The sequence below is a fragment of the Enterovirga sp. CN4-39 genome, from assembly GCF_049446235.1.
Taxonomy (GTDB): Bacteria; Pseudomonadota; Alphaproteobacteria; order Rhizobiales; family Beijerinckiaceae; genus Enterovirga.
This window is the reverse complement of sequence record NZ_JBMSEF010000019.1, coordinates 45,827-67,598: the sequence shown is the minus strand read 5'-3', so window position 1 is coordinate 67,598 and position 21,772 is coordinate 45,827. Positions and strand designations below refer to the sequence as shown.

22 protein-coding genes are annotated in these 21,772 nt (G+C 69.1%); 7 read left to right on the top strand and 15 right to left on the bottom strand.

The window, feature by feature from the left end:
- Positions 1-48: 48 nt before the first annotated feature.
- From ACO2SS_RS23680 to acs, 5 genes are all read right to left on the bottom strand, one after another.
- Positions 49-1,026, bottom strand: coding sequence for a DUF1775 domain-containing protein (locus ACO2SS_RS23680; RefSeq protein ID WP_423280311.1), 978 nt, complete (start codon positions 1,024-1,026; stop codon positions 49-51).
- Between the two features lie 37 nt (positions 1,027-1,063).
- On the bottom strand, positions 1,064-1,432 hold the full coding sequence (locus ACO2SS_RS23675) for a hypothetical protein (protein WP_423280310.1): 369 nt from the start codon (positions 1,430-1,432) through the stop codon (positions 1,064-1,066).
- A gap of 79 nt (positions 1,433-1,511) precedes the next feature.
- Positions 1,512-2,093, bottom strand: a complete 582-nt coding sequence (locus ACO2SS_RS23670; RefSeq protein ID WP_423280309.1) for a L,D-transpeptidase — start codon at positions 2,091-2,093, stop codon at positions 1,512-1,514.
- A gap of 143 nt (positions 2,094-2,236) precedes the next feature.
- Positions 2,237-2,542 (bottom strand): DUF6356 family protein, encoded by a 306-nt coding sequence (locus ACO2SS_RS23665; protein WP_423280308.1) that lies wholly within the window; start codon positions 2,540-2,542, stop codon positions 2,237-2,239.
- Positions 2,543-2,730: 188 nt separating this feature from the next.
- Positions 2,731-4,722, bottom strand: coding sequence for an acetate--CoA ligase (gene acs, locus ACO2SS_RS23660; RefSeq protein ID WP_423280307.1), 1,992 nt, complete (start codon positions 4,720-4,722; stop codon positions 2,731-2,733).
- Between the two features lie 158 nt (positions 4,723-4,880).
- Between acs and ACO2SS_RS23655 the strand changes: the two genes are divergently transcribed.
- The gene (locus ACO2SS_RS23655) at positions 4,881-6,083 is read left to right on the top strand and encodes a Zn-dependent hydrolase (protein ID WP_423280306.1); all 1,203 of its coding nucleotides are present in this window, start codon (positions 4,881-4,883) and stop codon (positions 6,081-6,083) included.
- An 18-nt stretch (positions 6,084-6,101) separates the two neighbouring features.
- Here the strand turns inward: ACO2SS_RS23655 and ACO2SS_RS23650 are convergent, their stop codons facing one another.
- Both ACO2SS_RS23650 and ACO2SS_RS23645 read right to left on the bottom strand, forming a co-directional pair.
- Positions 6,102-6,431 carry a hypothetical protein gene (locus ACO2SS_RS23650; RefSeq protein WP_423280305.1) on the bottom strand — a complete coding sequence of 110 codons (330 nt, stop codon included), beginning with the start codon at positions 6,429-6,431 and terminating at the stop codon, positions 6,102-6,104.
- Positions 6,432-6,501: 70 nt separating this feature from the next.
- Positions 6,502-6,978 carry a DUF1036 domain-containing protein gene (locus ACO2SS_RS23645; RefSeq protein WP_423280339.1) on the bottom strand — a complete coding sequence of 159 codons (477 nt, stop codon included), beginning with the start codon at positions 6,976-6,978 and terminating at the stop codon, positions 6,502-6,504.
- A gap of 118 nt (positions 6,979-7,096) precedes the next feature.
- Here ACO2SS_RS23645 and ACO2SS_RS23640 point away from each other — a divergent pair, with 118 nt between their 5' ends.
- Complete coding sequence (locus tag ACO2SS_RS23640; protein ID WP_423280304.1) at positions 7,097-7,402, top strand: DUF1244 domain-containing protein; 306 nt, start codon at positions 7,097-7,099, stop codon at positions 7,400-7,402.
- Between the two features lie 30 nt (positions 7,403-7,432).
- Here ACO2SS_RS23640 and ACO2SS_RS23635 read toward each other — a convergent pair whose 3' ends face one another.
- Together ACO2SS_RS23635 and ACO2SS_RS23630 are read right to left on the bottom strand one after the other, a co-directional pair.
- A complete protein-coding gene (locus tag ACO2SS_RS23635) occupies positions 7,433-7,933 on the bottom strand; it encodes a hypothetical protein (RefSeq protein WP_423280303.1) in 501 nt (166 codons plus the stop codon).
- A 178-nt stretch (positions 7,934-8,111) separates the two neighbouring features.
- Positions 8,112-9,791 carry an EAL domain-containing protein gene (locus ACO2SS_RS23630; protein ID WP_423280302.1) on the bottom strand — a complete coding sequence of 560 codons (1,680 nt, stop codon included), beginning with the start codon at positions 9,789-9,791 and terminating at the stop codon, positions 8,112-8,114.
- A gap of 172 nt (positions 9,792-9,963) precedes the next feature.
- Here ACO2SS_RS23630 and ACO2SS_RS23625 point away from each other — a divergent pair, with 172 nt between their 5' ends.
- On the top strand, positions 9,964-10,212 hold the full coding sequence (locus ACO2SS_RS23625; RefSeq protein ID WP_423280301.1) for a hypothetical protein: 249 nt from the start codon (positions 9,964-9,966) through the stop codon (positions 10,210-10,212).
- A gap of 42 nt (positions 10,213-10,254) precedes the next feature.
- Here ACO2SS_RS23625 and rpmF read toward each other — a convergent pair whose 3' ends face one another.
- The 4 genes from rpmF to ispG form a co-directional block, all read right to left on the bottom strand.
- Positions 10,255-10,440 carry a 50S ribosomal protein L32 gene (rpmF, locus tag ACO2SS_RS23620; RefSeq protein ID WP_423280300.1) on the bottom strand — a complete coding sequence of 62 codons (186 nt, stop codon included), beginning with the start codon at positions 10,438-10,440 and terminating at the stop codon, positions 10,255-10,257.
- A gap of 116 nt (positions 10,441-10,556) precedes the next feature.
- Entirely contained in the window at positions 10,557-11,210 is a 654-nt protein-coding gene (mtgA, locus tag ACO2SS_RS23615; protein WP_423280299.1) for a monofunctional biosynthetic peptidoglycan transglycosylase, read from the bottom strand.
- 25 nt (positions 11,211-11,235) lie between these two features.
- Positions 11,236-13,167 carry a potassium transporter Kup gene (locus ACO2SS_RS23610; RefSeq protein ID WP_423280298.1) on the bottom strand — a complete coding sequence of 644 codons (1,932 nt, stop codon included), beginning with the start codon at positions 13,165-13,167 and terminating at the stop codon, positions 11,236-11,238.
- A 149-nt stretch (positions 13,168-13,316) separates the two neighbouring features.
- Positions 13,317-14,567: a flavodoxin-dependent (E)-4-hydroxy-3-methylbut-2-enyl-diphosphate synthase gene (ispG, locus tag ACO2SS_RS23605; protein ID WP_423280297.1), complete on the bottom strand. Its 1,251-nt coding sequence runs from the start codon at positions 14,565-14,567 to the stop codon at positions 13,317-13,319.
- 216 nt (positions 14,568-14,783) lie between these two features.
- Here ispG and ACO2SS_RS23600 point away from each other — a divergent pair, with 216 nt between their 5' ends.
- On the top strand, positions 14,784-16,070 hold the full coding sequence (locus ACO2SS_RS23600; protein WP_423280296.1) for an amidohydrolase family protein: 1,287 nt from the start codon (positions 14,784-14,786) through the stop codon (positions 16,068-16,070).
- A 48-nt stretch (positions 16,071-16,118) separates the two neighbouring features.
- Here the strand turns inward: ACO2SS_RS23600 and ACO2SS_RS23595 are convergent, their stop codons facing one another.
- Together ACO2SS_RS23595 and ACO2SS_RS23590 are read right to left on the bottom strand one after the other, a co-directional pair.
- A complete protein-coding gene (locus ACO2SS_RS23595) occupies positions 16,119-16,568 on the bottom strand; it encodes a DUF2852 domain-containing protein (RefSeq protein ID WP_423280295.1) in 450 nt (149 codons plus the stop codon).
- 175 nt (positions 16,569-16,743) lie between these two features.
- Positions 16,744-17,637 (bottom strand): LysR family transcriptional regulator, encoded by an 894-nt coding sequence (locus ACO2SS_RS23590; RefSeq protein WP_423280294.1) that lies wholly within the window; start codon positions 17,635-17,637, stop codon positions 16,744-16,746.
- 102 nt (positions 17,638-17,739) lie between these two features.
- Between ACO2SS_RS23590 and ACO2SS_RS23585 the strand changes: the two genes are divergently transcribed.
- The 3 genes from ACO2SS_RS23585 to ACO2SS_RS23575 all read left to right on the top strand — a co-directional run bounded on the left by ACO2SS_RS23585 (position 17,740) and on the right by ACO2SS_RS23575 (position 21,282).
- Complete coding sequence (locus ACO2SS_RS23585) at positions 17,740-18,555, top strand: SDR family NAD(P)-dependent oxidoreductase (RefSeq protein WP_423280293.1); 816 nt, start codon at positions 17,740-17,742, stop codon at positions 18,553-18,555.
- Positions 18,556-18,762: 207 nt separating this feature from the next.
- Complete coding sequence (locus ACO2SS_RS23580) at positions 18,763-20,961, top strand: TonB-dependent receptor (RefSeq protein WP_423280292.1); 2,199 nt, start codon at positions 18,763-18,765, stop codon at positions 20,959-20,961.
- Between the two features lie 33 nt (positions 20,962-20,994).
- Positions 20,995-21,282 carry a hypothetical protein gene (locus ACO2SS_RS23575; protein ID WP_423280291.1) on the top strand — a complete coding sequence of 96 codons (288 nt, stop codon included), beginning with the start codon at positions 20,995-20,997 and terminating at the stop codon, positions 21,280-21,282.
- Positions 21,283-21,772 lie beyond the last annotated feature (490 nt).

Below are 21,772 nucleotides of genomic sequence, written 5' to 3'. Positions count from 1 at the left end.
AGAGTTTTCGAAAAGGGCGCAGGCCGGAAGGTCTGCGCCCTTTTTGCGTCAGTGGTGCTGATGGCCCGCAGGCGCGCCGCGCGAGCCGAGGCCGCCGACCCGGAAGGTCACGGGCACCGTGCCGGCCTTCTCGAAGACGAGCGTGCCGCGGACCGTGTCGCCCTCCTTGAGGCCGCCCTTCAGGTCCATGAACATCAGGTGCAGGCCGCCGGGCTTCAGCTCGACCGTCTGCCCGGGCCGGATCTCGATCCCGCTCGCGAGCTCGCGCATCTTCATGACGCCGTTCTCGACCGACATCTCGTGCACCTCGCCGCGGCCGGCGACCTCCGCCGATGCGCTGACGAGGCGGTCGGGCTCCGTGCCCGTGTTGGTGATCCGGACATAGCCGCCCGCGACCTTTGCGCCCGAGGGCGTCGCGCGCGCCCAGGGCGCCTCGATCCTGAGGGCGCCGGCCTGGATGGGCCCCTGGCCGGCGGGCTGCGCCTGCGCCTCCTTGGCGGCCGCGGCAATGATCCGCACGCCGGGCGCGGGGCTCTTCAGCGCATGCGCGTCCTGGCCGTCGGCCGGGATCTCGACCCAGCGATGCTCGCCCTGCTCGCATTCCTGCACCACCGGGAAGCGGAGGGTCGAGCCGGGCGCGTAGTCATCGGTGATCCGGGCGGAAAAGACGAACTCGTCGAACTGGTCGTCCGGCAGCGACCCGGCCGACCAGGCGATCTCGCGCACGCCCTCCGTCAGGGTCTTGCCGTGGTAGAACGGATAGGCCTTGGCGTAGGAGCCCTTCGTGGTCGCGAGCGTCCAGCCGGGCTTGGGCATCGGGCGGGCGGCGATCACGCCCTCCGGCACCGTCACCCGCACGGCCCTTGTGGGCGAGCCGTCGCAGCCGTGGTTGATCTGCACGACGGCCCGGTAGGTCGAATCCGGGGCGGCTTCGCGCACCGCCAGGGTGGCATGCGCGAAGGCGGGTGCGGACAGGCTCAGGAATGCGACGGCGCCCACGGCCGCGCTGGAGAAATGCGAATTCATCTTGTCCTCGTGTCTGACTGGAGTGCGGAAGCGGCAGTCAGGCGAGAGGCGGACCTCGCACGCGGGTGTCGCGGGGGATTGCCAGCGACGATCCCGCAGGGTTTCGCGGGACCCAGCCTACGGGCGAATGCGCGGGCGGAGACACCGTCTCGAACGCACCGCCGGGCGGCACCAGCGAGGCTCCGTTAAGGCACGCCGCCGTGCAGCAATCGCGATGCTCGGGCGCCGGGAGGGCCGGACCGGACGGGTCCGAGGCCTCCTGCGACGAGCAGAGGATATGCGTCGCCGGAAGGGCGGCCGGGCTCGGCGCGAGCGCGCCGAGATAGGTGCCGAGGACGAGCGCGTACAAAGCCGCCATGGCCAGGGCCGGGCGGCTGAGGCGGGCGATCTTGAGCCACGCGCGCATTGCGCGACGGGTCTAAGGCGGCATGGCGGCGCCCGTCAAACGACGACGAGGCGGCCTGCTCCTTATGAAGGGCGGCCGGTCAGCGCGTGACCAGGACCGGCGTTCCGACCCGCACCCGCTCGTAGAGGTCGATGATGTCGCGGTTGTGCATCCGGATGCAGCCATAGGACGCGAAGGTGCCGATCGAGCCCGGCCGGTTCGTCCCGTGGATGGCGATCTCGTCCCGGTCCAGCGTCAGGGCGCGCTTGCCCATCGGGTTGCGGGGCGATCCGCCCGGGATCACGTCCGGCAGGCGCGGGTTGTCGCGCCTCACCTCGGCGGGCGGCGACCAGGCCGGCTCGACATGCTTCCCGTCGATCCTGGCCCAGCCGTACCATTGCTTGCCGGGCTTCCCGACCGCGACCGGATAGCTGACCTGCGGGCCGTCCCAGCCCATCAGGTAGAGCCGACGCTGCGAGGTGGAGATGACGATGGTCCCGGGCTGCACGCCCGCAGGAACGTCGAACGCCGCAAAGGCGGGTCCGCGTCCGGCGAGATACAGCGCAAGGCCGATCAGGAACGCGATCGCCAGCCGGCGCAGATGACCTCCGCGCAACGGCTCCGCCTGGGCGATCGTAATCGTGATGGCCGCTGCGGCACGGCCACTCTGCTTGATGTCCATCCCGAGGTCCTTCTGTGTGAACCTTCGAGTGGAGATTGGCGCGCCAACCCTGACGAAGCGGTTGGCAAAGATGGCTGACGGGAGGTGAAAACCCGGCGGAGGCCGGGTCGCCTCGGGCGAGGGTTAAGGCTTAACCCGTGCGGTCAGATCACCGGGTCCCAGGCCAGCATGCGCTCGCGCGGGCCGGCCGGTGCGGCGCCGAGGAAGAGGTCCGGCCGATGGGACGGACCGGCCGCGCAGGAGGCGCAGCGGCGGGTCATGCGGTCGTAGAGCCCTTTCACGATCCCGCTCGCCGTGGTGGTGAACAGGAAGGGCAGGAAGGCGTGGACATAGGCGGCCGCCGCAGCGCGCGTCAGCGGCAACGCGAAGGAGAGGGCCACCTGCATGTGCTGGCCGTAGGTCTCCCCGACGGAAGCCGGATGGTCGGTGAAGCACCGTCTCAGGTCCATGACATCCCTCCTCTCGCTCCTCGCGAAGATGCATGTCGGGCAAGGCCCGCGATGTGACCTGCCTCACACGGCCCCAAGCACGTCCGGTGCCATCGCGCCGGCCGGAGCGGCGGGATCGTCTTGCCGGGGAAGACGGGATCCAGGCGGAGGGAGCCGGGCGGGACCGCCCGGCTCGGCCCGATAGGCGCTCAGAAGGCCTTGGCGACGCTCTCCTTCGAGCGGTTCTGCCGGTTCTCGATGAGGTCGTCGACGACGGCCGGATCGGCCAGGGTCGAGGTGTCGCCGAGCGCGGAGAACTCGTCCTCGGCGATCTTGCGCAGGATGCGGCGCATGATCTTGCCCGAGCGGGTCTTCGGCAGGCCCGGCGCGAACTGGATCAGGTCCGGGGACGCGATCGGGCCGATTTCCTTCCGGACCCAGGAGACGAGCTCCTTGCGCAGTTCCTCCGAGGAGGCCTCGCCCTGCATCAGGGTGACATAGGCGTAGATGCCCTGCCCCTTGATGTCGTGCGGGTAGCCGACGACGGCGGCCTCGGACACCTTCGGGTGCGCGACGAGCGCGGATTCGACTTCCGCCGTGCCCATGCGGTGGCCCGAGACGTTGATCACGTCGTCGACGCGCCCGGTGATCCAGTAATAGCCGTCCGCGTCACGCCGGCAGCCGTCGCCCGTGAAGTACTTGCCCTTGTAGGCCGAGAAATAGGTATCGACGAAGCGCTGGTGGTCGCCGAAGACGGTCCGCATCTGCCCGGGCCAGCTCTCCGCGATGACGAGGTTGCCCTCGCAGGCACCCTCCAGGACCTTGCCTTCCGCATCCACGATCTGCGGCACCACGCCGAAGAAGGGTCGGGTGGCCGAGCCCGGCTTCAGCTTGGTGGCGCCGGGCAGCGGCGTGATCATGATCCCGCCCGTCTCCGTCTGCCACCAGGTGTCGACGATCGGGCAGCGCCCGTCGCCGACGACCTGATGATACCACTCCCAGGCCTCCGGATTGATCGGCTCGCCGACCGAACCCAGGAGGCGGAGCGAGGCGCGGGAGGTCTTCTTCACGGCCTCGTTGCCGGCCCCCATCAGGGACCGGATCGCGGTCGGCGCCGTGTAGAAGGTATTGACCTTGTGCTTGTCGATCACCTCCCAAAAGCGGGAGATGGTCGGGTAGTTGGGCACGCCCTCGAACATCAGCGTGGTCGCGCCGTTAGCGAGCGGGCCGTACAGGATGTAGCTGTGGCCCGTCACCCAGCCGACATCGGCCGTGCACCAGTAGATGTCGCCCTCGTGGTAGTCGAAGACGTATTGGTGCGTCATCGACGCGAAGATGAGGTAGCCGGCGGTCGTGTGCAGCACGCCCTTCGGCTTGCCGGTCGAGCCTGACGTGTAGAGGATGAACAGCGGATCTTCCGCGTTCATGTGCTCCGCCGGGCACTCGTCCGTCACCTGCTCGGCCGCCGCGTGGTAGTAGACGTCGCGGCCCGCCTGCATGGCCACGGGCGCGCCCGTGCGGCGGACCACGACCACATGGTCGACCCCGCCGGCCTTGGCGATCGCGGCATCGACATTGGCCTTCAGGGGCACCTTGCGGCCGCCGCGCAGGCCCTCGTCCGCCGTGATCACCATCTTGGAGCCGCAGCCCTGGATGCGGTCGGCGAGCGAATCCGGCGAGAAGCCCCCGAACACGACCGAGTGGACTGCGCCGAGCCGCGCGCAGGCCAGCATCGCGTAGGCGGCCTCCGGTATCATCGGCATGTAGATCGTGACCGTGGAGCCCTTCTCGACCCCGCGGTTGCGCAGCACGTTCGCGAAGCGGCAGACCTCCGCATGGAGCTCGCGATAGGTGATGCGCTTGGACTCGGACGGGTCGTCGCCCTCCCAGATGATCGCGACCTGGTCGCCGCGCGTCTCGAGATGCCGGTCGACGCAATTGTAGGCGACATTGGTGACGCCGTCCTCGTACCAGCGGATATCCACCTCGCCGGACGTGCCCGGCCCGCCGAAGCTCGCGTTCTTGGCCAGCGTATAGGTCCGGAACCAGTCGATGCGGTTCCCCTGCTCGAACCAGAAGGCCTCGGGATCGCGGATCGAGCGCTCGTACATCTCCCGGTACTTCGCATCGTCCACATAGGCGCGCGCCGACCATTCGGGCGAGACGTCATGCAGGTGCGGGTTCTGGGTCATGTGCTCCATGGCGCGTCCTCGCAGGTCAGGTTCCGGCCGCTCCCGGCCCCCGTTTGAGGCGGACCATACGGGCTCGCGCCTCGGCCTCGCAAGAAATGTTCGCTCGGACTTTGGTCGCCGCCAGCATCGTTCCGCGCTAAGGATCGCCCGACCAGGAAGGGGCGAAGATGGCCAGGATCGACGGCGAGCGCGTGCTCAGGGACCTGCGGGAGCTTGCGACGTTCGGGGCGTACAAGACGGGCGTGCACCGCCCGACCTTCTCCGACGACGACATCGCCGCGCGCCGCTGGTTCGTCCGCAAGCTGGAGGAGGCCGGCCTGAACGGCGAGATCGACGGCATCGGCAACGTCTTCGGTACCTCCGATGCGCCCGGGCCGAAGATCCTGACCGGCTCGCATATCGAGAGCCAGAACCATGCGGGCTGGCTCGATGGCGCGCTCGGGATGATTTACGGGCTCGAGGCCGCGCGGACGGTCGGACGCGGCGTCGAGGTGGCCGGCTGGTGCGACGAGGAGGGCCATTTCGGCTCCTTCATCGGCTCGCGGTCCTTCACGGGCCTGCTCGACGAGGCCGAGATCGACCGTCTGGCCAACAAGTACGATGGCATCCCGCTGCGGCAGGCCCTGGACAGGGCGGGCCTCTCGGGCGTGCCGCGCCGGCAGGTCGAGCCCGGCCGCTACAAGGGCTTCGTCGAGGCGCATATCGAGCAGGGGGACACCCTGATCTCCTCCGGCCTCAAGATCGGGGTCGTCACGGCCATCGTGGCCATCTGGCAGTACCGCATCACGGCGACCGGCGAGCAGAACCACGCCGGCACCACCTCCATGGCACGGCGCCGCGACGCGGGCCTCGCGCTGGTGCGTCTCCTCGCGGAGATCGATCGCATCTTCCCCGAGATCTGCGGCCCGCGCACGGTCTGGACCACGGGCCGGATCGCGCTCGATCCCGGCGCCCCCTCCATCATCCCGGGGCGCGCCGAGGCGCTGTTCCAGTTCCGCGACGCCGACCAGGACGTGCTCGACCGGCTCGATGCCGAGTTGCGGCGCCTGGTGGACGAGGCGAACCGGACCGGACGCTGCCCGATGGAGATCGACGTGATGGGCCAGAGCCGGCCCGCCCTGATGGATGACGGCCTCCAGGCCGCGCTCGAAGCCGCCGGCGAGGCGCATGCGCCGGGGCAGGTGACGCGCCTGCCGAGCGGAGCCGGGCACGACGCCCAGTACCTGGCGCGCGTGATGCCCGCCGCCATGATGTTCGTGCCGTCCATCGGCGGCATCAGCCACCATTGGACGGAAAACACATCGGACGAGGACCTCGTGCTCGGCGCGCAGGTCTATTGCGACGCCGTCGAGCGGGCGCTCAACGCCTGAACGGGCGGCGCGCCTGCGCTAGCAGCCGGAGCAGATTCCCGTCCTGATCCGCCGGTCGATCTGCCGGCTCTTCACCTCGAGGTCGGGACGGGTGCCGTCCGCGGCCGCGCCCGGCGGCTTGGTGCGTCCGACCGAGCTGGTCGAGGCCGCCCGCGCGGCCGGAGCGCCCCCGACCGTGGACCCGACCGAGCCGCCCGGGGCGGCGCCCGGAACCGGCCCTGGCGTGGCAAGGCCCGGAGCGGCCATGCTGGGAGCCGTGCCCGGCGTGGTGGCGGTGCCCTGTGAGGCGGCCGGAAACGCCGCCCAGGATCCAGCGACGGCTAGGACGACAACGGAAAGGCGCGCCATCGCATATCTCCCCTGCTGACGGGGGACTAACGCCTCCGAATGGCCACGGTTGCGTCCGGGCCGCGCGAAGTCAGCGGGGCGTGGTGGCGGTCGGGGCAGCCGGCGCGGCCCTGCCGGGGTCGGTCAGCTGCACCGTCCAGCTCCGCTGTTCGCCCGTATCGATCTCGAAGAAGCTTGACCGGTCGAAGCCGCGGGCGAGGCAATCCTCCACGCCGCGGATCGTGAACTCGCGATCGCGCGTGCACATCAGCGAGCGGCCGCTCCAGTCGCCGCCGCGATCGTAGTCGACCGCATAGATGTAGTAGTAGCGCGCCGCGAGGTCGCCCCGGAGCAGGGTCTCGCAGCCGCGGGCCGCCAGGTTCCACCAGCCTTCCGTCACCCAGCCCCCGGCATCGCGATAGCCGAGCGAGACGCCCACCCGGCTGTCGGTGATGTTGCACAGGCGGAGATCCGCGCGGGCGGGGCTCGCCCCGGCGACCGCGGCGCAAACGACCGCGGCGGCCGAAAGCAGGGCGAGCGGGATGCGGAAGCGGCGGGGTGGTGGCATATCTGGGGAGGAGAGAGCGACGGGACGAGATCCGATGCTGAGCGGCCGAATGGGGCGATCCCGTGGCGCTTCGGCGACGGACAGCGTCCGGCCGGCCGCAACGGGGTTGGAACCGAACATGACCGAACTCGACGACACGACACGCACCGAACTCGAGGCGGCCGCCTTCCGCCGGCTCGTCTCGCATCTGAGGAACCGCACGGACGTGCAGAACCTCGACCTCATGAACCTCGCGGGGTTCTGCCGCAACTGCCTGTCGAACTGGCTGAAGGACGCAGCCGACGAGCGCGGCCTCGGCCTCTCGAAGGAGGACATGCGCCTTGCCGTCTACGGCATGCCCTACGAGGAGTGGAAGGCGCGCTACCAGACGGAGGCCCGCCCGGAGCAGCTCGCGGCCTTCGAAGCCGCGAAGCCGCAGCACTAGGCCCGGCGGCTCCCGGAGCCGTCCGCGGCATCACGCCTCCAGGCGCTCCCGGATCATCGTCTGCAGCGTGACGAGGTATTCCTCGGCGAGCGAGGCGCGCTTCTCGGAAGCCGTGAGCCGCTCGCTGGCGTCGCTGAGCATGGCCTGCGTACGGTCGAGCATCTCGGCCGAGCGGCGCTCGAGCTCCTCGTTGCGGCGGCGCTCGCGGTCGAGCTGATCGAGCGCGGCGGAGAGACGGTCCTCCGTGTCGATCAGGTGGCGCTTCAGGGCCTCGACCTTGTCCTCGGCATCCTGGGCCCGGCGCTCGGCGATCTGCACCTGCTCGCGCCGGGCGATCATCGACTCGCTCGCCTTCATGATGGCGTTGATGGCGGCCACCTGGTCGGGCCGCGGCACCGGCGTGCGGTGGAAATTCGGCCTCAGGATGTTCTCGGGCCCGCTCGGATCGTTCTTCAGCTGCGAGGCGATCTGTCGGGCGAGGTCCCCGAGCTCGTCCTGTCTTTCCTGGCGGGCTGTCGATTCGGAGCGCATGGCGATTCCTTTCGGGCGAATTAAGCCCGACCACACCGGATCGCAGTTAACGGAAGGTTAACCGCCACGCGCTCGACTTAAGAATTCGGTAACCACCGACAGAAAAATCTGAATTCGTGTCCCGTCGGCAAGTATCGCCGAGACGACTTCCCCCGTCCGCTTGGATTAGCGGGCTGAATCAGGCCACCTTGGCGGCCTTGTGGAGGGGTTCCTCGAGGAGGCGCGGGGTGCCGCAGCAATCTCCCTGGAGGAAGTCGACGCCCCAGCGGGTCAGAAGCTGGGCCGTCTCCTCGTCCTCGACCCATTCGGCGACCGTCGAGAGCCCGAGATGATGGGCGAGATCGATCAGGGTCTGGACGAAGAAGCGGTCGTTGGTGGACCGGGCGAGATTCTGGATGAACGCCCCGTCGAGCTTCACGATGTCGACCGGGAAGTTGCGCAGATGCCGGAAGGACGTGTGGCCCGCGCCGAAATCGTCGATCGCGATCGAGACGCCCAGCGCCTTCATGGCGTCGAGCTTCCGCCGCGCCATCTCGGGATCGCGGATCGCGAGCGTCTCCGTCACCTCCACGATGAGGCGCGACGCGATGTCCGACCGCCGGCCGAGATGGGCCGCCAGCGTCGCGAGCCAGTCGGGGCTCTCCAGCGTCAGGGGCGAGACGTTGATCGAGAGCCGCTCCTCGGGGTGGAGCGCGAGCTGCTCCGTCGCGAGTTCGAGGATGCGCATGTCGACGAGCGGCACGAGGCCGCTCCGCTCCATGGCCGGCACCACATCGGCCGCCGAGACGATCCGGCCGCCCTCCCCTGACACGCGCAGGAGCGCCTCGCTGAAGGCGACCTTGCGGCTGGCGGCCTCCACGACGGGCTGCCGTGCGAAGACGATGCGGCGGGCGTTGAGGAGGCCGATCACGTCGACCGCCCCCTGGCTGCCGACCGGGCGCTCGGTCGCGCGGAAGATCTCGGGATCGTAATGGACGAAGCCCGCGCCGTTGCGGCGCTTGGCCACGGCGAGGCTCTGCTCGGCGCGGCGCAGCAGCCCTGCCGGATCGAGCGCGTGGTCCGGTGCCGTCGCGGCCCCGATCAGGAGCCTGACCGTCACGGGCCCGCTCCCGGTCTCGATCGGGATGGAGGCCACCGCCTGCGACAGCCTCTCCGCGGCGATGCCCGCCTGCTCCGGCGGGCACGCGCGCAAGGCGAGGGCGAAGCGGTTGCCGGAATAGCGGGTGAAGCCGTCGCGGCGGCGCATGACGACCCGCATGCGCGACAGGACCTCCCCGACGACCCGGTCGGCTCCGTCGAAACCGAGCTCGTCGTTGAGGCTCTGCAGGTTCTCGATCGCGATGGCGAACAGGGTCAGGGGCCGCTTGGACCGGCCAGCCTCCGCGACCTCGCTCGCGATCTGGCGCAGGAAGGCGGTCCGCTCGCGCTGGCCCGGCCCCTCATGCGTCTGCCCCGCGGCGTCGCCGGGCGAGATCCGCAGCATCCCGTGGGCGATCGCGGGCTGCCCGTCGGCGCCCGCATACCAGCGGCCGGTATCCTCCACGAGGATCAGGCGGTCCGGCGTCGGCCGGATGGCATAGCGGGTGGAGTAGGGAACGCCGGAGCCTTCGTCGCGCGCCTGGCTGCCCAGGATCGCGTCGCTGCGGGTGGTGCCGGATCCCGGCTCGAGGACATTGGCGTAAGCCCGGCCGCTCCCCAGGGCGGCGAGATCCTTCAGGCCGATCACCTCGGCGGCGTTCGGAGCCCAGGAAAGCCGGTCGCCGCGGATGTCCCAGTCATAGACGGCGACCCCGATGGAGGTCAGGATCCCCCGCGGATCCGGCGGGCCATTGTCTCTCTGCGGGGAGAAGCCCGGCATCGCACGGTCCTGGGGTCAGGCCGGTCGAGGTCCTCGAGTCCGGAACGAATCGGACGAATCGGGGTTCGTTCGGCGTGGAAAACGTGCCGAAACGATGCGGTCTGCCCCGTTAAGGTCTCGTAAAACTTGGCAGAACGGTTGCTTAAAGAGGGTGGCAGTCGGAGAGCGTCCCATGACGGACCAGCACAAAGCCGAGCCCGTCACGTCCACCCCTCAGGGCCGGGCCCTGGCCGTCGTCGGGCCCAGGCGTCCCAATCCCGCGGCGGAGAGGCCCGAAGCCGTCTTTCTCGCCCAGCTCATCGCCTGCGAGCGCCGCCTCCCGGCCTATCGCCAGGCGCGCAACGCCGAGCCCGAGGCCGCGAGCGCAGCCTATTCACGCCTTCCGGGAGCCGAGCCGGCACGGCTCGACCGCGTCATCTGAAAAGGCGCGTCGCGCGGCTCCTGTGGGGCCGCGCGAGCCGTCTCAATCGTCGGACTTGACGTTCAGAACCTGACGGCCGCCATACATGCCGGTCTTCAGGTCGACGTGGTGCGGACGGCGCAGCTCGCCCGAATCCTTGTCCTCGACATAGGTCGGCGCCTTGAGGGCATCCGCCGAGCGGCGCATACCGCGCTTCATCGGCGACGTCTTTCGCTTCGGAACGGCCACGTGCTTGTCTCCAAACGCAAACGCCCCCGCGCAGGCAGGAGGCGTGCAACATCTCGTCGAGGTTTGCCGGGCTTATACCGTCGCGATGGCGACCTGGCTAGCCCCTCCTTCGCCAACTAGCCCAGGCAGTCGAGCGGGGTCCCGTCCATCCTGGCCTGGACGCGGCCCGCGAGGGCGCGAAGCCGCACCGAGGGCCGGCCGGGATTGCGCACGAGCGGGTTCGGGAGGCTCGCGGCCAGGAGCGCCGCCTCCCGGCGGGTCAGGTCGCGGGCGGATTTGTTGAAGTGGCGCCGGGCAGCCGCCTCCGCCCCGAAGGTCCCCTCGCCCCATTCGGCGATGTTGAGATAGATCTCGATCATGCGCCGCTTGGACCAGACGAGGTCGAGCACGAGCGCGAGCGGGATCTCGACCGCCTTCCGGACATAGGAGCGCGACGGCCAGAGGAAGAGGTTCTTGGCGACCTGCATGGAGATGGTCGAGGCGCCGCGGCTCGGGCCGTCGTCATCCGTGATCACCTGGTGCAGCGCCCCCCAATCGACGCCGCCGTGCTGGCAGAAGCGTGCATCCTCCGACGCGATCACGGCCGCGGGCAGCTGACGCGAGATCGCCGAGAGCGGGACATAGGTCCGGTCGACGCTCTCGCCGGTGAGCCAGCGGCCCAGCATCAGGGTCGAGACGGGCGGCACGGCGAGGTAGAGCAGCGCCAGCAGCAGGACCAGCGCCGGGTAGGCCAGCAGGAGCAGCACGACGAGACGGATCAGCCGCCTCATCGGCCCCCCTCTCCGCCCCGCGCGATCAGACGGTGACCTGCGTGCCGACCTCGACGACGCGGCCGGTCGGGATCTGGAAGAAGTCGGTCGCGTCGGACGCGCTGCGCGCCAGCGCGATGAACAGCTTGTCCTGCCAGAGCGGCATCGACGAGCGCAGGGCCGGGCGGATCGAGCGCCGCGACAGGAAGAACGACGTTCCCATGATGTCGAACTTGAAGCCGAGCTTGCGCAGAAGAGCCATGCTGCGTGGGATGTTGGGCGTTTCCATGTACCCGAACATCATCTGCACGCGCCAGAACCCGTCGCCCAGCGGCTCGAGCGTGATGCGCTCCTCGATCGGCACGCGGGGCGTGTCCATCGAGCGGATCGTGAGCACCACGTTGCGCTCGTGCAGGACCTTGTTGTGCTTGAGGTTGTGCAGGAGGGCGGAGGGCGCCGTCGCGGGGTCGCTCGTCAGGAAGACCGCCGTGCCCTTCACGCGGTGCGGCGGGCTCCGCTCCAGCATGCCGACGAGTTCGACGAGGGGCACGTCCGTCTTGCGTGTCTTCTCGAACAGGATGCGGGTGCCCTTCATCCAGGTCGCCATGAGGAGCACCAGGAAGGCCGCCAGGAGCAGGGGCACGTAGCCGCCGTCCAGCACCTTCAGGAGGTTCGCGCCCAGGAAGGTCAGCTCGATGACCAGGAAGGGCACGATGACGAGCACGGCCTTCCAGGTCGACCAGCCCCAGACCTGCCGCGCCACGATGAAGGCGAGCGTGCCGGTGATCAGCATCGTGCCCGTCACGGCCACCCCGTAAGCGTTGGCGAGCGACGTGGAGGAGCGGAAGCTGAGGACGAGGATCAGCACGCCCACGAGCAGCAGCGAGTTGATCTGCGGCAGGTAGATCTGGCCCGAATGCGCCTCGGAGGTGTGGCGGATCTCCAGCCGCGGCAGGAGGCCGAGCTGCACCGCCTGGCGCGAGAGCGAATAGGCGCCCGTGATGTTGGCCTGCCCGGCGATCACGGTGGCGCAGGTGGCCAGGATGACGAGCGGCAGCAGCCCCCATTCGGGCACGAGCTTGAAGAAGGGATCGGACGCCGCGTCGCCGTCATGCAGCACCAGCGCGCCCTGGCCGAGATAGTTGAGGGCGAGGCAGGGGAAGACGAGGAAGAGCCAGGCCCGCTGGATGGGCTTGCGGCCGAAATGGCCGAGATCGGCGAAGAGCGCCTCCGCGCCCGTCACCGCCAGGAACACGGCCCCGAGCGCGATCAGCGCCCCGTGCCCGTGCTCCACCAGGTACTCGATGGCGTAATAGGGGTTGAAGGCGTGGACGATCTTCGGCTCGACCGCGATATGCGGCAGCGCCGCGGCCGCGATCGTCAGGAAGAACAGCACCATGACGGGGCCGAAGAAGCTCGCGACCCGCGCGGTGCCATGGCTCTGGACGAGAAACATCGCGACCAGGATCGCGATGGTGATCGGCAGGATGTAGGGCTCGAAGGTGGGGGTGACGAGCTTCAGGCCCTCCACGGCCGAGAGGACCGAGATCGCCGGCGTGATGATGGCGTCGCCATAGAACAGGGCCGCGCCGATCACGCCGAGGCAGAGCACGATGAAGCTGCCGCCCGTCGCCTTCCGGGCGAGGGCCATCAGCGAAAGCGTGCCGCCCTCGCCGTTATTGTCCATCCGGAGCACGATCGTGACGTACTTGATCGTCACGATCAGGGTGAGCGTCCAGATGATCAGCGAGACGACGCCATAGACCTCGACGGGCGTGATGATCCCGTCCGAATTCGCGGTCCGCAGCGCCTCGCGGAAGGCGTAGAGCGGGCTCGTGCCGATGTCGCCATAGACGACCCCGACCGAGCCCAGCGCCAGCGTCCAGAAGCCCGCCTTGCCGTGCGCCCCCGGGAGGGCGCTCTCGGGCGGTGCGGGAGAATCCGGATGGCCGTTCGCGACCGTCGCCTCCTGCGCCATCGTCAGCCCCGACCGGCCCTGCGCGACGCCGCCCGCCCACCGGGCGCGCGCATGCCGCTTGCCCGCGCGCGAAGCCCGAGGCGGGCTTCACGGCCGGGCCTCACCACAAGACTCGGACGCATGGGGATGTTCCCGACGGGAGTGCCCGGTTATTCGGCCGCGTCTCTGGCCGGCGTACCGTAGCGCCGCTCGATGTAGTCCGCCACGAGGGTCTTGAACTCGCCGGCGATGCCGGCGCCGCGGAGCGTCATGGCCTTCTTGCCGTCGATGAAGACGGGAGCAGCCGGGCTCTCGCCCGTTCCGGGGAGGGAGATGCCGATATCGGCATGCTTCGATTCGCCCGGCCCGTTCACGATGCAGCCCATCACGGCGACGTTCAGGTTCTCGACGCCCGGATAGGTGCGCTTCCAGTCCGGCATCGAGACCTGGATCCAGTCCTGGATGTCGCGCGCAAGTTCCTGGAACACCGTGGAGGTGGTGCGGCCGCAGCCCGGGCAGGCCGCCACGAGCGGCACGAAGGTGCGGAAGCCCATGGTCTGCAGGATCTCCTGCGCGACCTTCACCTCGAGCGTGCGGTCGCCGCCCGGCTCGGGCGTGAGCGAGACGCGGATCGTGTCGCCGATACCCTGCTGCAGGAGGATGCCGAGCGCCGCCGAGGAGGCGACGATGCCCTTCGACCCCATGCCGGCCTCGGTGAGGCCGAGATGGATGGCGTAGTTCGAGCGCCGCGCGAGGTCCTGGTAGCAGGCGATCAGGTCCTGCACGTTCGAGACCTTGGCGGACAGGATGATGCGGTCGCGCGGAAGCCCCATCTCCTCGGCCCGGGCGGCCGAGATGAGCGCCGACTGGATCAGCGCCTCGCGGGTGATCGCGCGCGCATCGACCGGGTTCGGCAGCTTCGCGTTCTCGTCCATGAGATGCGTCAGCAGCTCCTGGTCGAGCGAGCCCCAGTTCGCGCCGATCCGCACCGCCTTGCCGTGCTTGGCGGCGAGCTCGATGATGGCGCCGAACTGCCGGTCCTTCTTCTCCTTGAAGCCGACATTGCCGGGATTGATCCGGTACTTCGCCAGCGCCTCGGCGCAGGCCGGATGGTCGGCCAGCAGCTTGTGCCCGATATAGTGGAAGTCGCCGACCAGCGGCACGTTGATGCCGAGGCGATCGAGCCGCTCGCGAATCTTCGGGACGCCGGCCGCGGCCTCGTCCCGGTCGACCGTGATGCGGACGATTTCCGACCCGGCGCGCGCCAGCGCCGAAACCTGGGCGACGGTGGAATCGACATCCGCCGTGTCGGTGTTCGTCATCGACTGCACGACGATCGGAGCGCCGCCGCCCACCATGACGGAGCCGACCCGAACACCGATTGTGGGATGACGCGTCGCGGGACCCGCGATTTCGGACATGAGCGACCCTTGACCGGGGGGACCTTGGGCCCGCCGAGAGGAGGCGATTTATCGCCGAAGCGGGGAAGGCGTCAAATGTGACGGGCGCATGGCGGTCAGCCTGAAGCCGGCCGTCCGGGAAAGCCCCGGCTCGACCGCGTTCCCGACGGGTGCAATCATCCGGTCGGCCCGACAGGGGTGCGGGGACAGCACCCGAGAGGCCACCGGAGGAACGCGATGGGAGATGTCTCGAGGCGGGACCTGCTCTGCGGGGCGGGAGCGGCTGCGCTGGCGGTGGGCTTGGGCGGGCGCCCTGCGGGCGCCGCCATGGGCCCGAACGACAAGTTCGACCTCGTGCTGCGCGGCGGCGAGGTGCTGGACCCGAGCCAGTCGCTCAGGGCGCGGCGCGACATCGGCATCCGGTTCGGCCGGATCGAGGCGATCGAGGCGGAGATCCCTGCGGCACAGGCGATCCAGAGCATCGATGCCGGCGGCCGCCTGGTCCTGCCGGGCCTCATCGACCTCCATGCCCACGTCTACCCCTACGGCTCCGCGATCGGCCTTCCGGCGGACGAATCGGTCGCCCTGACGGGCGTGACGACCGTGGTCTCCGCCGGGGATGCGGGCGCGAACAACATCGCGGCGCTCGCCCGGCACGTCGCAGCCCAGACCCGCACGCGCATGTACGCCTTCGTGCACATCGCCAATATGGGCCTTGCGGCCTTCCCGGTCCCCGAGCTCTACAACATCGACTTCGCCCAGGTTCAGGCCTGCGCGAAGGCGATCGCCGAGAACCCGGACTTCGTGCTCGGCGCCAAGGTGCGGATGTCCGAGAACGTCATCGCCAAGCACGGAATCGAGCCGCTGCGGCGCGCCATCCAGGCCTGCGAGATGTCCGGCCGGCCCGCCAAGGTGATGGCGCATATCGGCGGGGTGGAGACCCCGGCCCTGATGAGCCAGATCCTCGATACGCTACGGCCGGGAGACATCCTGACCCACGCCTATTCGGGCGCGCCGAACCTCGCGGGCGCCTTCACGAACATCGTCCAGGACGGGAAGCTCCTCCCCGCCGCGCTCGCCGCGAAGCAGCGGGGCGTCGTCTTCGATGTCGGCCATGGCGGCGGCAGCTTCGACTTCACGGTGCTGGAGGCCGCGACCGAGCAGGGCTGCCCGCCGGACGTGATCTCGTCCGATCTCCATGCCGTGTCGGGGAATACGCCGGGCATGCCGTTCCTGCCCTGGGTGATGAGCAAGTTCCTGGCCAAGGGCGTGCCGCTGGAGCGCGTGGTCGCGATGGCGACGGAGGTGCCCGCGCGGGTGATCGGGCGCGACCCGAAGCTCGGCACCCTGCAGGTGGGTGCGCCCGCCGACATCTCGATCGTGGAGATGGCCGAGGGCCCGGTCGAGTTCGTCGACACCCGCGGCAACAAGCGGAGCGGCACGCAGGTACTCAAGCCCGTGCAGACCGTCACGGCGGGCGTGCCCTTCGGGCGTCCCTATCCGACGCCCTTCGCGGTCCGATAACAAAAAAGGCCGGGCGGATGCCGCCCGGCCCTGTCGTCCGGTGGTTGCTTACGCGACCGTCGGGCCGGAATTCCGGCGCCGCGCCATATAGGCGTCGAACTCCTCGCGATCCTTGGCGCGCTTCAGCTCCTCGACGAAGTCGCGGAACTCGCGGGCCTCGTCGTCGAGCTTGCGGCGCTCGCGCTCGAGGCGCTCGAGCTCGGAGCGGCGGTACTCGTCGAAGGCGAGGTTGCCCGTGCCCGCGAAGCCCGTCGGCGCACCCCAGCGCATGTTGCGCATCGGGTTCAGGACGTTCTCCTCCACGGCCCGGCGCAGCTCGTGCGGGACCGGGTAGCCCATGAACTTCCAGACCAGGTAGGTCACGGCCAGGGGCCAGAAGTAGAGGAACAGGAACACGACCCCGATGATCTCCAGCGGTCGGCGCGACGAGCACGAACGCGATGGAGCCTGGGCGGCGGCCTCACCGGCATTCCAGCCGGAGGACTTGGCACACGACATGGAAATCTCCCGATGTGAATGTCAACTACATTTACATGCGCATGGCCCTGGGCTTTTGCAAGGTGCCAGACTGCGGCAACGCGGTCGCGCCTGCGCGTCGCAGCGGATCGGCGTGACGCCGCTCGCCGCCCCTTCTCAGCCCCCCAATCGGGATCGCGTTCGCGAAACGAAACCCTCATGCGGGCCTGCTTGCCAGAAGCGCCTCCTTGAACAGGTCGAAGGCCGCCGTGCCCCGGCGATCGGGGTAATATACGTGGTAGCCGGCGAACGGCTCGCACCACGGCTCCAGCAGGCGGGTGAGGCGGCCATCGGCGATCGGCGCCGCCACCAGATCCTCCAGGATGTAGAGGATGCCAAAACCCTCGAGGGCGGCGGCCACCAGCAGGTCGCCGTCGTTGAACACCGGCCCGCGGCCTGGCTTGACCGTCACGGCATGGCCGTCGCGCTCGAACGACCAGGGCGACAGGTCGCCATGCGCGTCGCCGTAGGCGATGCAGCGATGATGCGTGAGATCGGCAGGCGCCGTCGGCACCGGATGTCCGCCCAGATAGCCGGGAGCCGCCACCACGGCGACGCGGAGCGGAGGCCCGACCGGCAGCGCGATCATGTCCTTCTCCAGCCGTTCGCCGAGCCGGATGCCCGCATCGAAGCGGCCCGCCACGACGTCGGTCATTCCGCCCTCCACGGACACCTCCACGTCGATGCCGGGATGGCGGCGCATGAAGGAGGGGAGCATCGGCCACAGCAGCGTGTCGGCGGCGTGCTTGCCCGTCGTGATCCGGACGGCGCCGATCGCTGCCCCGCGCGCCTGGGACAGCGCCGCGATCTCGTCGCCCAGCGTGGCCAGGGCTGGCGAGAGGGTGGCGAGCAGGCGCTCGCCGGCGGCCGTCGGGGCGACGCTGCGCGTCGTGCGGGAGAGGAGCCGGAAGCCCAGCTGGCCTTCCAGCCGCTTCATGGTCTGGCTCAACGCCGACTGCGTGACTCCGAGCCGCCTCGCGGCACGCGTGAAGCTGCGTTCGGAAGCGATCGCCGCGAAGACGGCAAGATCGCCGAGCTGATCCGGACGCATCGATGATCCCCGCTACTGAGGCCTATAACTGATTAGGCGATTATCCCGATCAATTAGCAGGACTACCTAGCCCCTGGCCGCGGATGGCGCGAGGAGCAGGCGATGGGCAAGGTTTGGCTGGTGACGGGCGCAAGCCGGGGGCTTGGACGCGAGATCGCGCTCAGGGCGCTCGATGCGGGCGCGACGGTCGTGGCGGCGGCGCGGTCCGCCGACGCGGTACGCGATGCCTGCGGGGGCGAACAGGATCGCCTCCACGCCCTCGCGCTCGATATCACCGACGCCGAAGCCGCGAATGCGGTCGCCGCCGAGACGGTCGAGCGGTTCGGCGCGATCGACGTGCTCGTCAACAATGCCGGCTATGCCGAACTCGGCTTCTTCGAGACCTTCACGGATGCCGCGGTGCGGCGCCAGTTCGAGGTCAACCTGTTCGGCACGATGAACGTCGCGCGCGCGGTCGTCCCCCACATGCGTCGGCGTCGCTCGGGCCTCGTCGTCACCATCTCGTCCGTCAGCGGGCTGGTCTCCAGCGGCGGCGGGGCGGTCTACTCGGCCTCGAAATTCGCCGTCGAGGGATGGATGGAGGGCTTTGCGCAGGAGCTGGCCCCCTTGGGAATCCGCTCGCTGCTCGTCGAGCCGGGGATGCTGCGCACCGACTTCATGGACGCGAAATCGGCGAGCTTCGGCAGCATCGACATCCCGGATTATGCCGAGGCGATGGCGCAGTATCGCGCCTTCGTGGACGGGGCCAACGGCAACCAGCCGGGCGATCCGAAGCTGCTCGCGGCGCGGATCGTGGCGCTTGCCTCACAGGGCGAGGCGCCATCGCGGCTCGTATTCGGCGATGACGCCCGGCAATGGGCCGGCGCGAAGGTCGACCAGTTGCGGCAGGAGATCGCCCGGTCGGCCGATCTCGGCTGAGACGGTTGACGAACGCCCCGGCCGAGAAGGCGATCGCTCGGCCCAGCCGTGACCCTCGGGCGCGGGAAAGCGCGCGTTTGATCGCGGTCTTGTTTGCCGTGGCGGACCTTAGGACGAACGACTTCCACTCCGAGGGTGAGGCGGGAAGAGGCTTGTGCAATCAATGTAACTGTATAACGTACCATTTCGCTCATGGACGCCTCTTTGATGATCCCACGCGCTGTCGCTCTGCTCGGTACGACCGCTCTCGCCATCCCGCTTCAGCCGATCCGGGATGCCGTGGCGCAAACCACCACCCTGCCCGCCATCGTGGTGACCTCGCCGTCGCCGATCCTGACCCGGCCGGAAACGCAGCAACCAGGGTCAGGAGGCGAGTTTCCGGCAGGCATCCTGCCGGTCGTGACGAACACGTTTTCGCCCGTGACGGTGATTCAGCGGAGCGAGATCGTGCGGGAGCAGCCGCGGACGCTGGGCGATACGCTCTTTGAGCGTCCTGGCATCTCGGGCACGACCTATGCGCCCGGCGCCGCGAACCGGCCGATCATCCGCGGCCAGGACAACTTCCGCGTACGGATCCAGGAGAACGGGATCGGCGCGCACGACGTCTCGGCGCTCGGCGAGGATCACGCGGTTCCGATCAGCCCGCTCGTTCAGGACCGTGTCGAGGTGATCCGGGGCCCCGCGACCCTGCGCTATGGCAGCCAAGCCATAGGCGGTGTGGTCTCGGCGGAGAACAACCGCATCCCGAGCTTCGTCCCCCAGGGCAGCGTCACGGGCCAGGTCCTGTCCGGCTACTCGAGCGTCGACAATGGCGGCCTCGGGGCCGTGACGGTGGACGCCGGAGCGCTGGGCCAGAACGGCATCGGGGGCGCCGTCCACGCGGACGGGTTCTATACGAAGTCGGACGATTACCGGACGCCCCAGGGCCGCCAGTTCAACTCGGCGAGCCGGACCCAGGGCGGATCGGTCGGCTATTCGTTCATCGGCCCGAACGGCTTCATCGGGCTCGCCTACGAGCATTACGATGCGATCTACCAGGTGCCGGGCGGCGAGGCGGCCGCTTCGCGCACGCGGCTCGATCCGACGCAGGACAGGGTCGTCGCACGAGGCGAGTACCGCTTCGACGGCGGTCCGTTCGCGGCGCTCCGGTTCTCGCTCGGCGTGTCGAACTACAAGCACAACGAAAGCGGGTTGGACGAGGAGGGCGTGGACGGCGTCCGCGCAACCTTCCGGAACCGCGAGGCGGAGGCCCGGGTCGAGCTCCAGCACGTCCCCATCTTTACCGCCATCGGCACGATCACGGGCGCGGCCGGGTTCCAGGCGAGCAACGCCCGCATCCGCACCTCCGGGGAGGCTGGCGGGCTGCTCCTTCCGACGAACACCCACTCCTATGCGGGCTACCTGTTCGAGGAACTCGACCTCGGGCAGGGAACGCGGTTCCAGCTCGCCGGCCGGTTGGAGAACGCGATCGTGCGAGGGACGCCGGCGCTGTTCCCGGCTGGATTCCAGCCGACCTTCTCGCGGACCGGCGAGATCGACGCGGACGGAAACCCGGTGCTCGGTCCCGACGACGTGCTGTCGCAGAAGCGCCGGCGCAGCTTCACGCCGCTGAGCGCCGCCTTCGGCGTGCTCCAGGACCTGCCGGATGGGTTCGTGGCAAGCCTGACCGGTCAATATGTCGAGCGCGCCCCGGCTGCCCCGGAGCTCTACTCGCGCGGCGCCCATGACGCGACGGCGACCTTCGAGATCGGCAACCCGGACATGAAGCTCGAACGGGCCCGCTCGATCGAGCTCGGCATCCGCCGTGCGCAGGGGCCGCTCCGGTTCGACGCGACCGGCTACTACACGCGCTACACCGGCTTCATCTACAAGCAGCTGACGGGCATCGGCTGCGGCGACACCTTCGACACCTGCGGGTCCGAGGACGAGCTGCAGCAGGTCGTCTACGCGCAGCGAAACGCGACCTTCTACGGCGCCGAGATCGGCGCGCAGCTGGACATCATCCCGATCCGTTCGGGCTTCATCGGGGTCGACGCGCAATACGACTTCGTCCGGGCCCGCTTCGACGATGGCACCTACGTGCCGCGCATCCCGCCGCATCGGGTCGGCGGCGGCCTGTTCTGGCGCGAGGCGGGCTGGTTCGCCCGCATCGGCGTACTGCATGCCTTCGACCAGGCGCAGGTCGCGCCCTACGAGACGGCCACGCCGGGCTGGACCAACCTGAAGGCGGAACTCAGCTACACGAAGCCGGTGGACCGCCCGGTCTTCGGCATCAGCGAGTTCACGCTCGGCATCAGGGGCGACAACCTTCTCGACGACGACATCCGCAACTCGGCGTCGTTCAAGAAGGACGAGGTCCTGCTGCCAGGCCGCAGCGCGAGGCTCTTCATGAGCGTGAAGTTCTGAGGGGCTTCGAGCTGAAGGCGCGCGAGGTCGGACGTGTTCAGGTTTAGCAAGAAGCGCGCGCAATCTCCTCGTGACGAGGCGCTCCGCTTCGAACTCAAAGCCCGGATCGAGCGCATCCTCGAACTCGGCGCCGGCGATGTCGTTACGGTCAGTCAAATAGCCTGCTTCGAGCCGGGATGCCCCGATGTCGAGACAGTGATCCTCCTGATGCGAGTGGGGCAGCCCACCCGCGCATTGAAGCTCTTGGGTGCGATGGAGGATATCGCGGACGAGGAGCTTGCCCGCTTGGCGGTCCCCGAAAAAGCCGCGGGCGACGAGTGAGACGAACCAGGCAGTCACTTGGCGCAATGCGAAGTCTTCCGTGCGCACAAGGACGGAGGGCCCTCAAGGTCCGGCGTCGGCCTCATGAGCGGCTCCGAGCCGACTTCTCCAACGGTATCAAGGTCGAAGCGGACCTTCGCGCCCCGGAACCCGCTTGATCAGTTTGCGCCCATCCCGGTCGTTGGCGGCGGGGGCGACAATACTCGGGAGCAGACGAAAAGCTCCTGCGCCCGCCTGTTCTCGACCTGAATGACGATGTCCTGATCGAGCCGGGACTGATTGGTGCCTCCTCATGATCTGGCACTCCATGTGCTACGACCTTTGTCACGGATCGGAGGCGCACGCGTATAATTCACAGCGCGGTTCTACTTCGGCGGGATCCGTCCCCTTCCAATCCGTGCCCGTCAGATCGTCCGCTGAGACTGAGGGCTGGACGGGCCCGTGAAGGCTCGGCATCGCGCTCCCCCTCGATCGGCCGGGTTGCAGTCCC

Excerpts from the sequence above, each read along its gene's own strand:
- ACO2SS_RS23680 (WP_423280311.1), bottom strand. The coding sequence starts at position 1,026 with ATGAATTCGCATTTCTCCAGCGCGGCCGTGGGCGCCGTCGCATTCCTG.
- ACO2SS_RS23675 (WP_423280310.1), bottom strand. The coding sequence starts at position 1,432 with ATGCGCGCGTGGCTCAAGATCGCCCGCCTCAGCCGCCCGGCCCTGGCC.
- ACO2SS_RS23670 (WP_423280309.1), bottom strand. The coding sequence starts at position 2,093 with ATGGACATCAAGCAGAGTGGCCGTGCCGCAGCGGCCATCACGATTACG.
- ACO2SS_RS23665 (WP_423280308.1), bottom strand. The coding sequence starts at position 2,542 with ATGGACCTGAGACGGTGCTTCACCGACCATCCGGCTTCCGTCGGGGAG.
- acs (WP_423280307.1), bottom strand. The coding sequence starts at position 4,722 with ATGGAGCACATGACCCAGAACCCGCACCTGCATGACGTCTCGCCCGAA.
- ACO2SS_RS23655 (WP_423280306.1), top strand. The coding sequence starts at position 4,881 with ATGGCCAGGATCGACGGCGAGCGCGTGCTCAGGGACCTGCGGGAGCTT.
- ACO2SS_RS23650 (WP_423280305.1), bottom strand. The coding sequence starts at position 6,431 with ATGGCGCGCCTTTCCGTTGTCGTCCTAGCCGTCGCTGGATCCTGGGCG.
- ACO2SS_RS23645 (WP_423280339.1), bottom strand. The coding sequence starts at position 6,978 with ATGCCACCACCCCGCCGCTTCCGCATCCCGCTCGCCCTGCTTTCGGCC.
- ACO2SS_RS23640 (WP_423280304.1), top strand. The coding sequence starts at position 7,097 with ATGACCGAACTCGACGACACGACACGCACCGAACTCGAGGCGGCCGCC.
- ACO2SS_RS23635 (WP_423280303.1), bottom strand. The coding sequence starts at position 7,933 with ATGCGCTCCGAATCGACAGCCCGCCAGGAAAGACAGGACGAGCTCGGG.
- ACO2SS_RS23630 (WP_423280302.1), bottom strand. The coding sequence starts at position 9,791 with ATGCCGGGCTTCTCCCCGCAGAGAGACAATGGCCCGCCGGATCCGCGG.
- ACO2SS_RS23625 (WP_423280301.1), top strand. The coding sequence starts at position 9,964 with ATGACGGACCAGCACAAAGCCGAGCCCGTCACGTCCACCCCTCAGGGC.
- mtgA (WP_423280299.1), bottom strand. The coding sequence starts at position 11,210 with ATGAGGCGGCTGATCCGTCTCGTCGTGCTGCTCCTGCTGGCCTACCCG.
- ACO2SS_RS23610 (WP_423280298.1), bottom strand. The coding sequence starts at position 13,167 with ATGGCGCAGGAGGCGACGGTCGCGAACGGCCATCCGGATTCTCCCGCA.
- ispG (WP_423280297.1), bottom strand. The coding sequence starts at position 14,567 with ATGTCCGAAATCGCGGGTCCCGCGACGCGTCATCCCACAATCGGTGTT.
- ACO2SS_RS23600 (WP_423280296.1), top strand. The coding sequence starts at position 14,784 with ATGGGAGATGTCTCGAGGCGGGACCTGCTCTGCGGGGCGGGAGCGGCT.
- ACO2SS_RS23595 (WP_423280295.1), bottom strand. The coding sequence starts at position 16,568 with ATGTCGTGTGCCAAGTCCTCCGGCTGGAATGCCGGTGAGGCCGCCGCC.
- ACO2SS_RS23590 (WP_423280294.1), bottom strand. The coding sequence starts at position 17,637 with ATGCGTCCGGATCAGCTCGGCGATCTTGCCGTCTTCGCGGCGATCGCT.
- ACO2SS_RS23585 (WP_423280293.1), top strand. The coding sequence starts at position 17,740 with ATGGGCAAGGTTTGGCTGGTGACGGGCGCAAGCCGGGGGCTTGGACGC.
- ACO2SS_RS23580 (WP_423280292.1), top strand. The coding sequence starts at position 18,763 with ATGATCCCACGCGCTGTCGCTCTGCTCGGTACGACCGCTCTCGCCATC.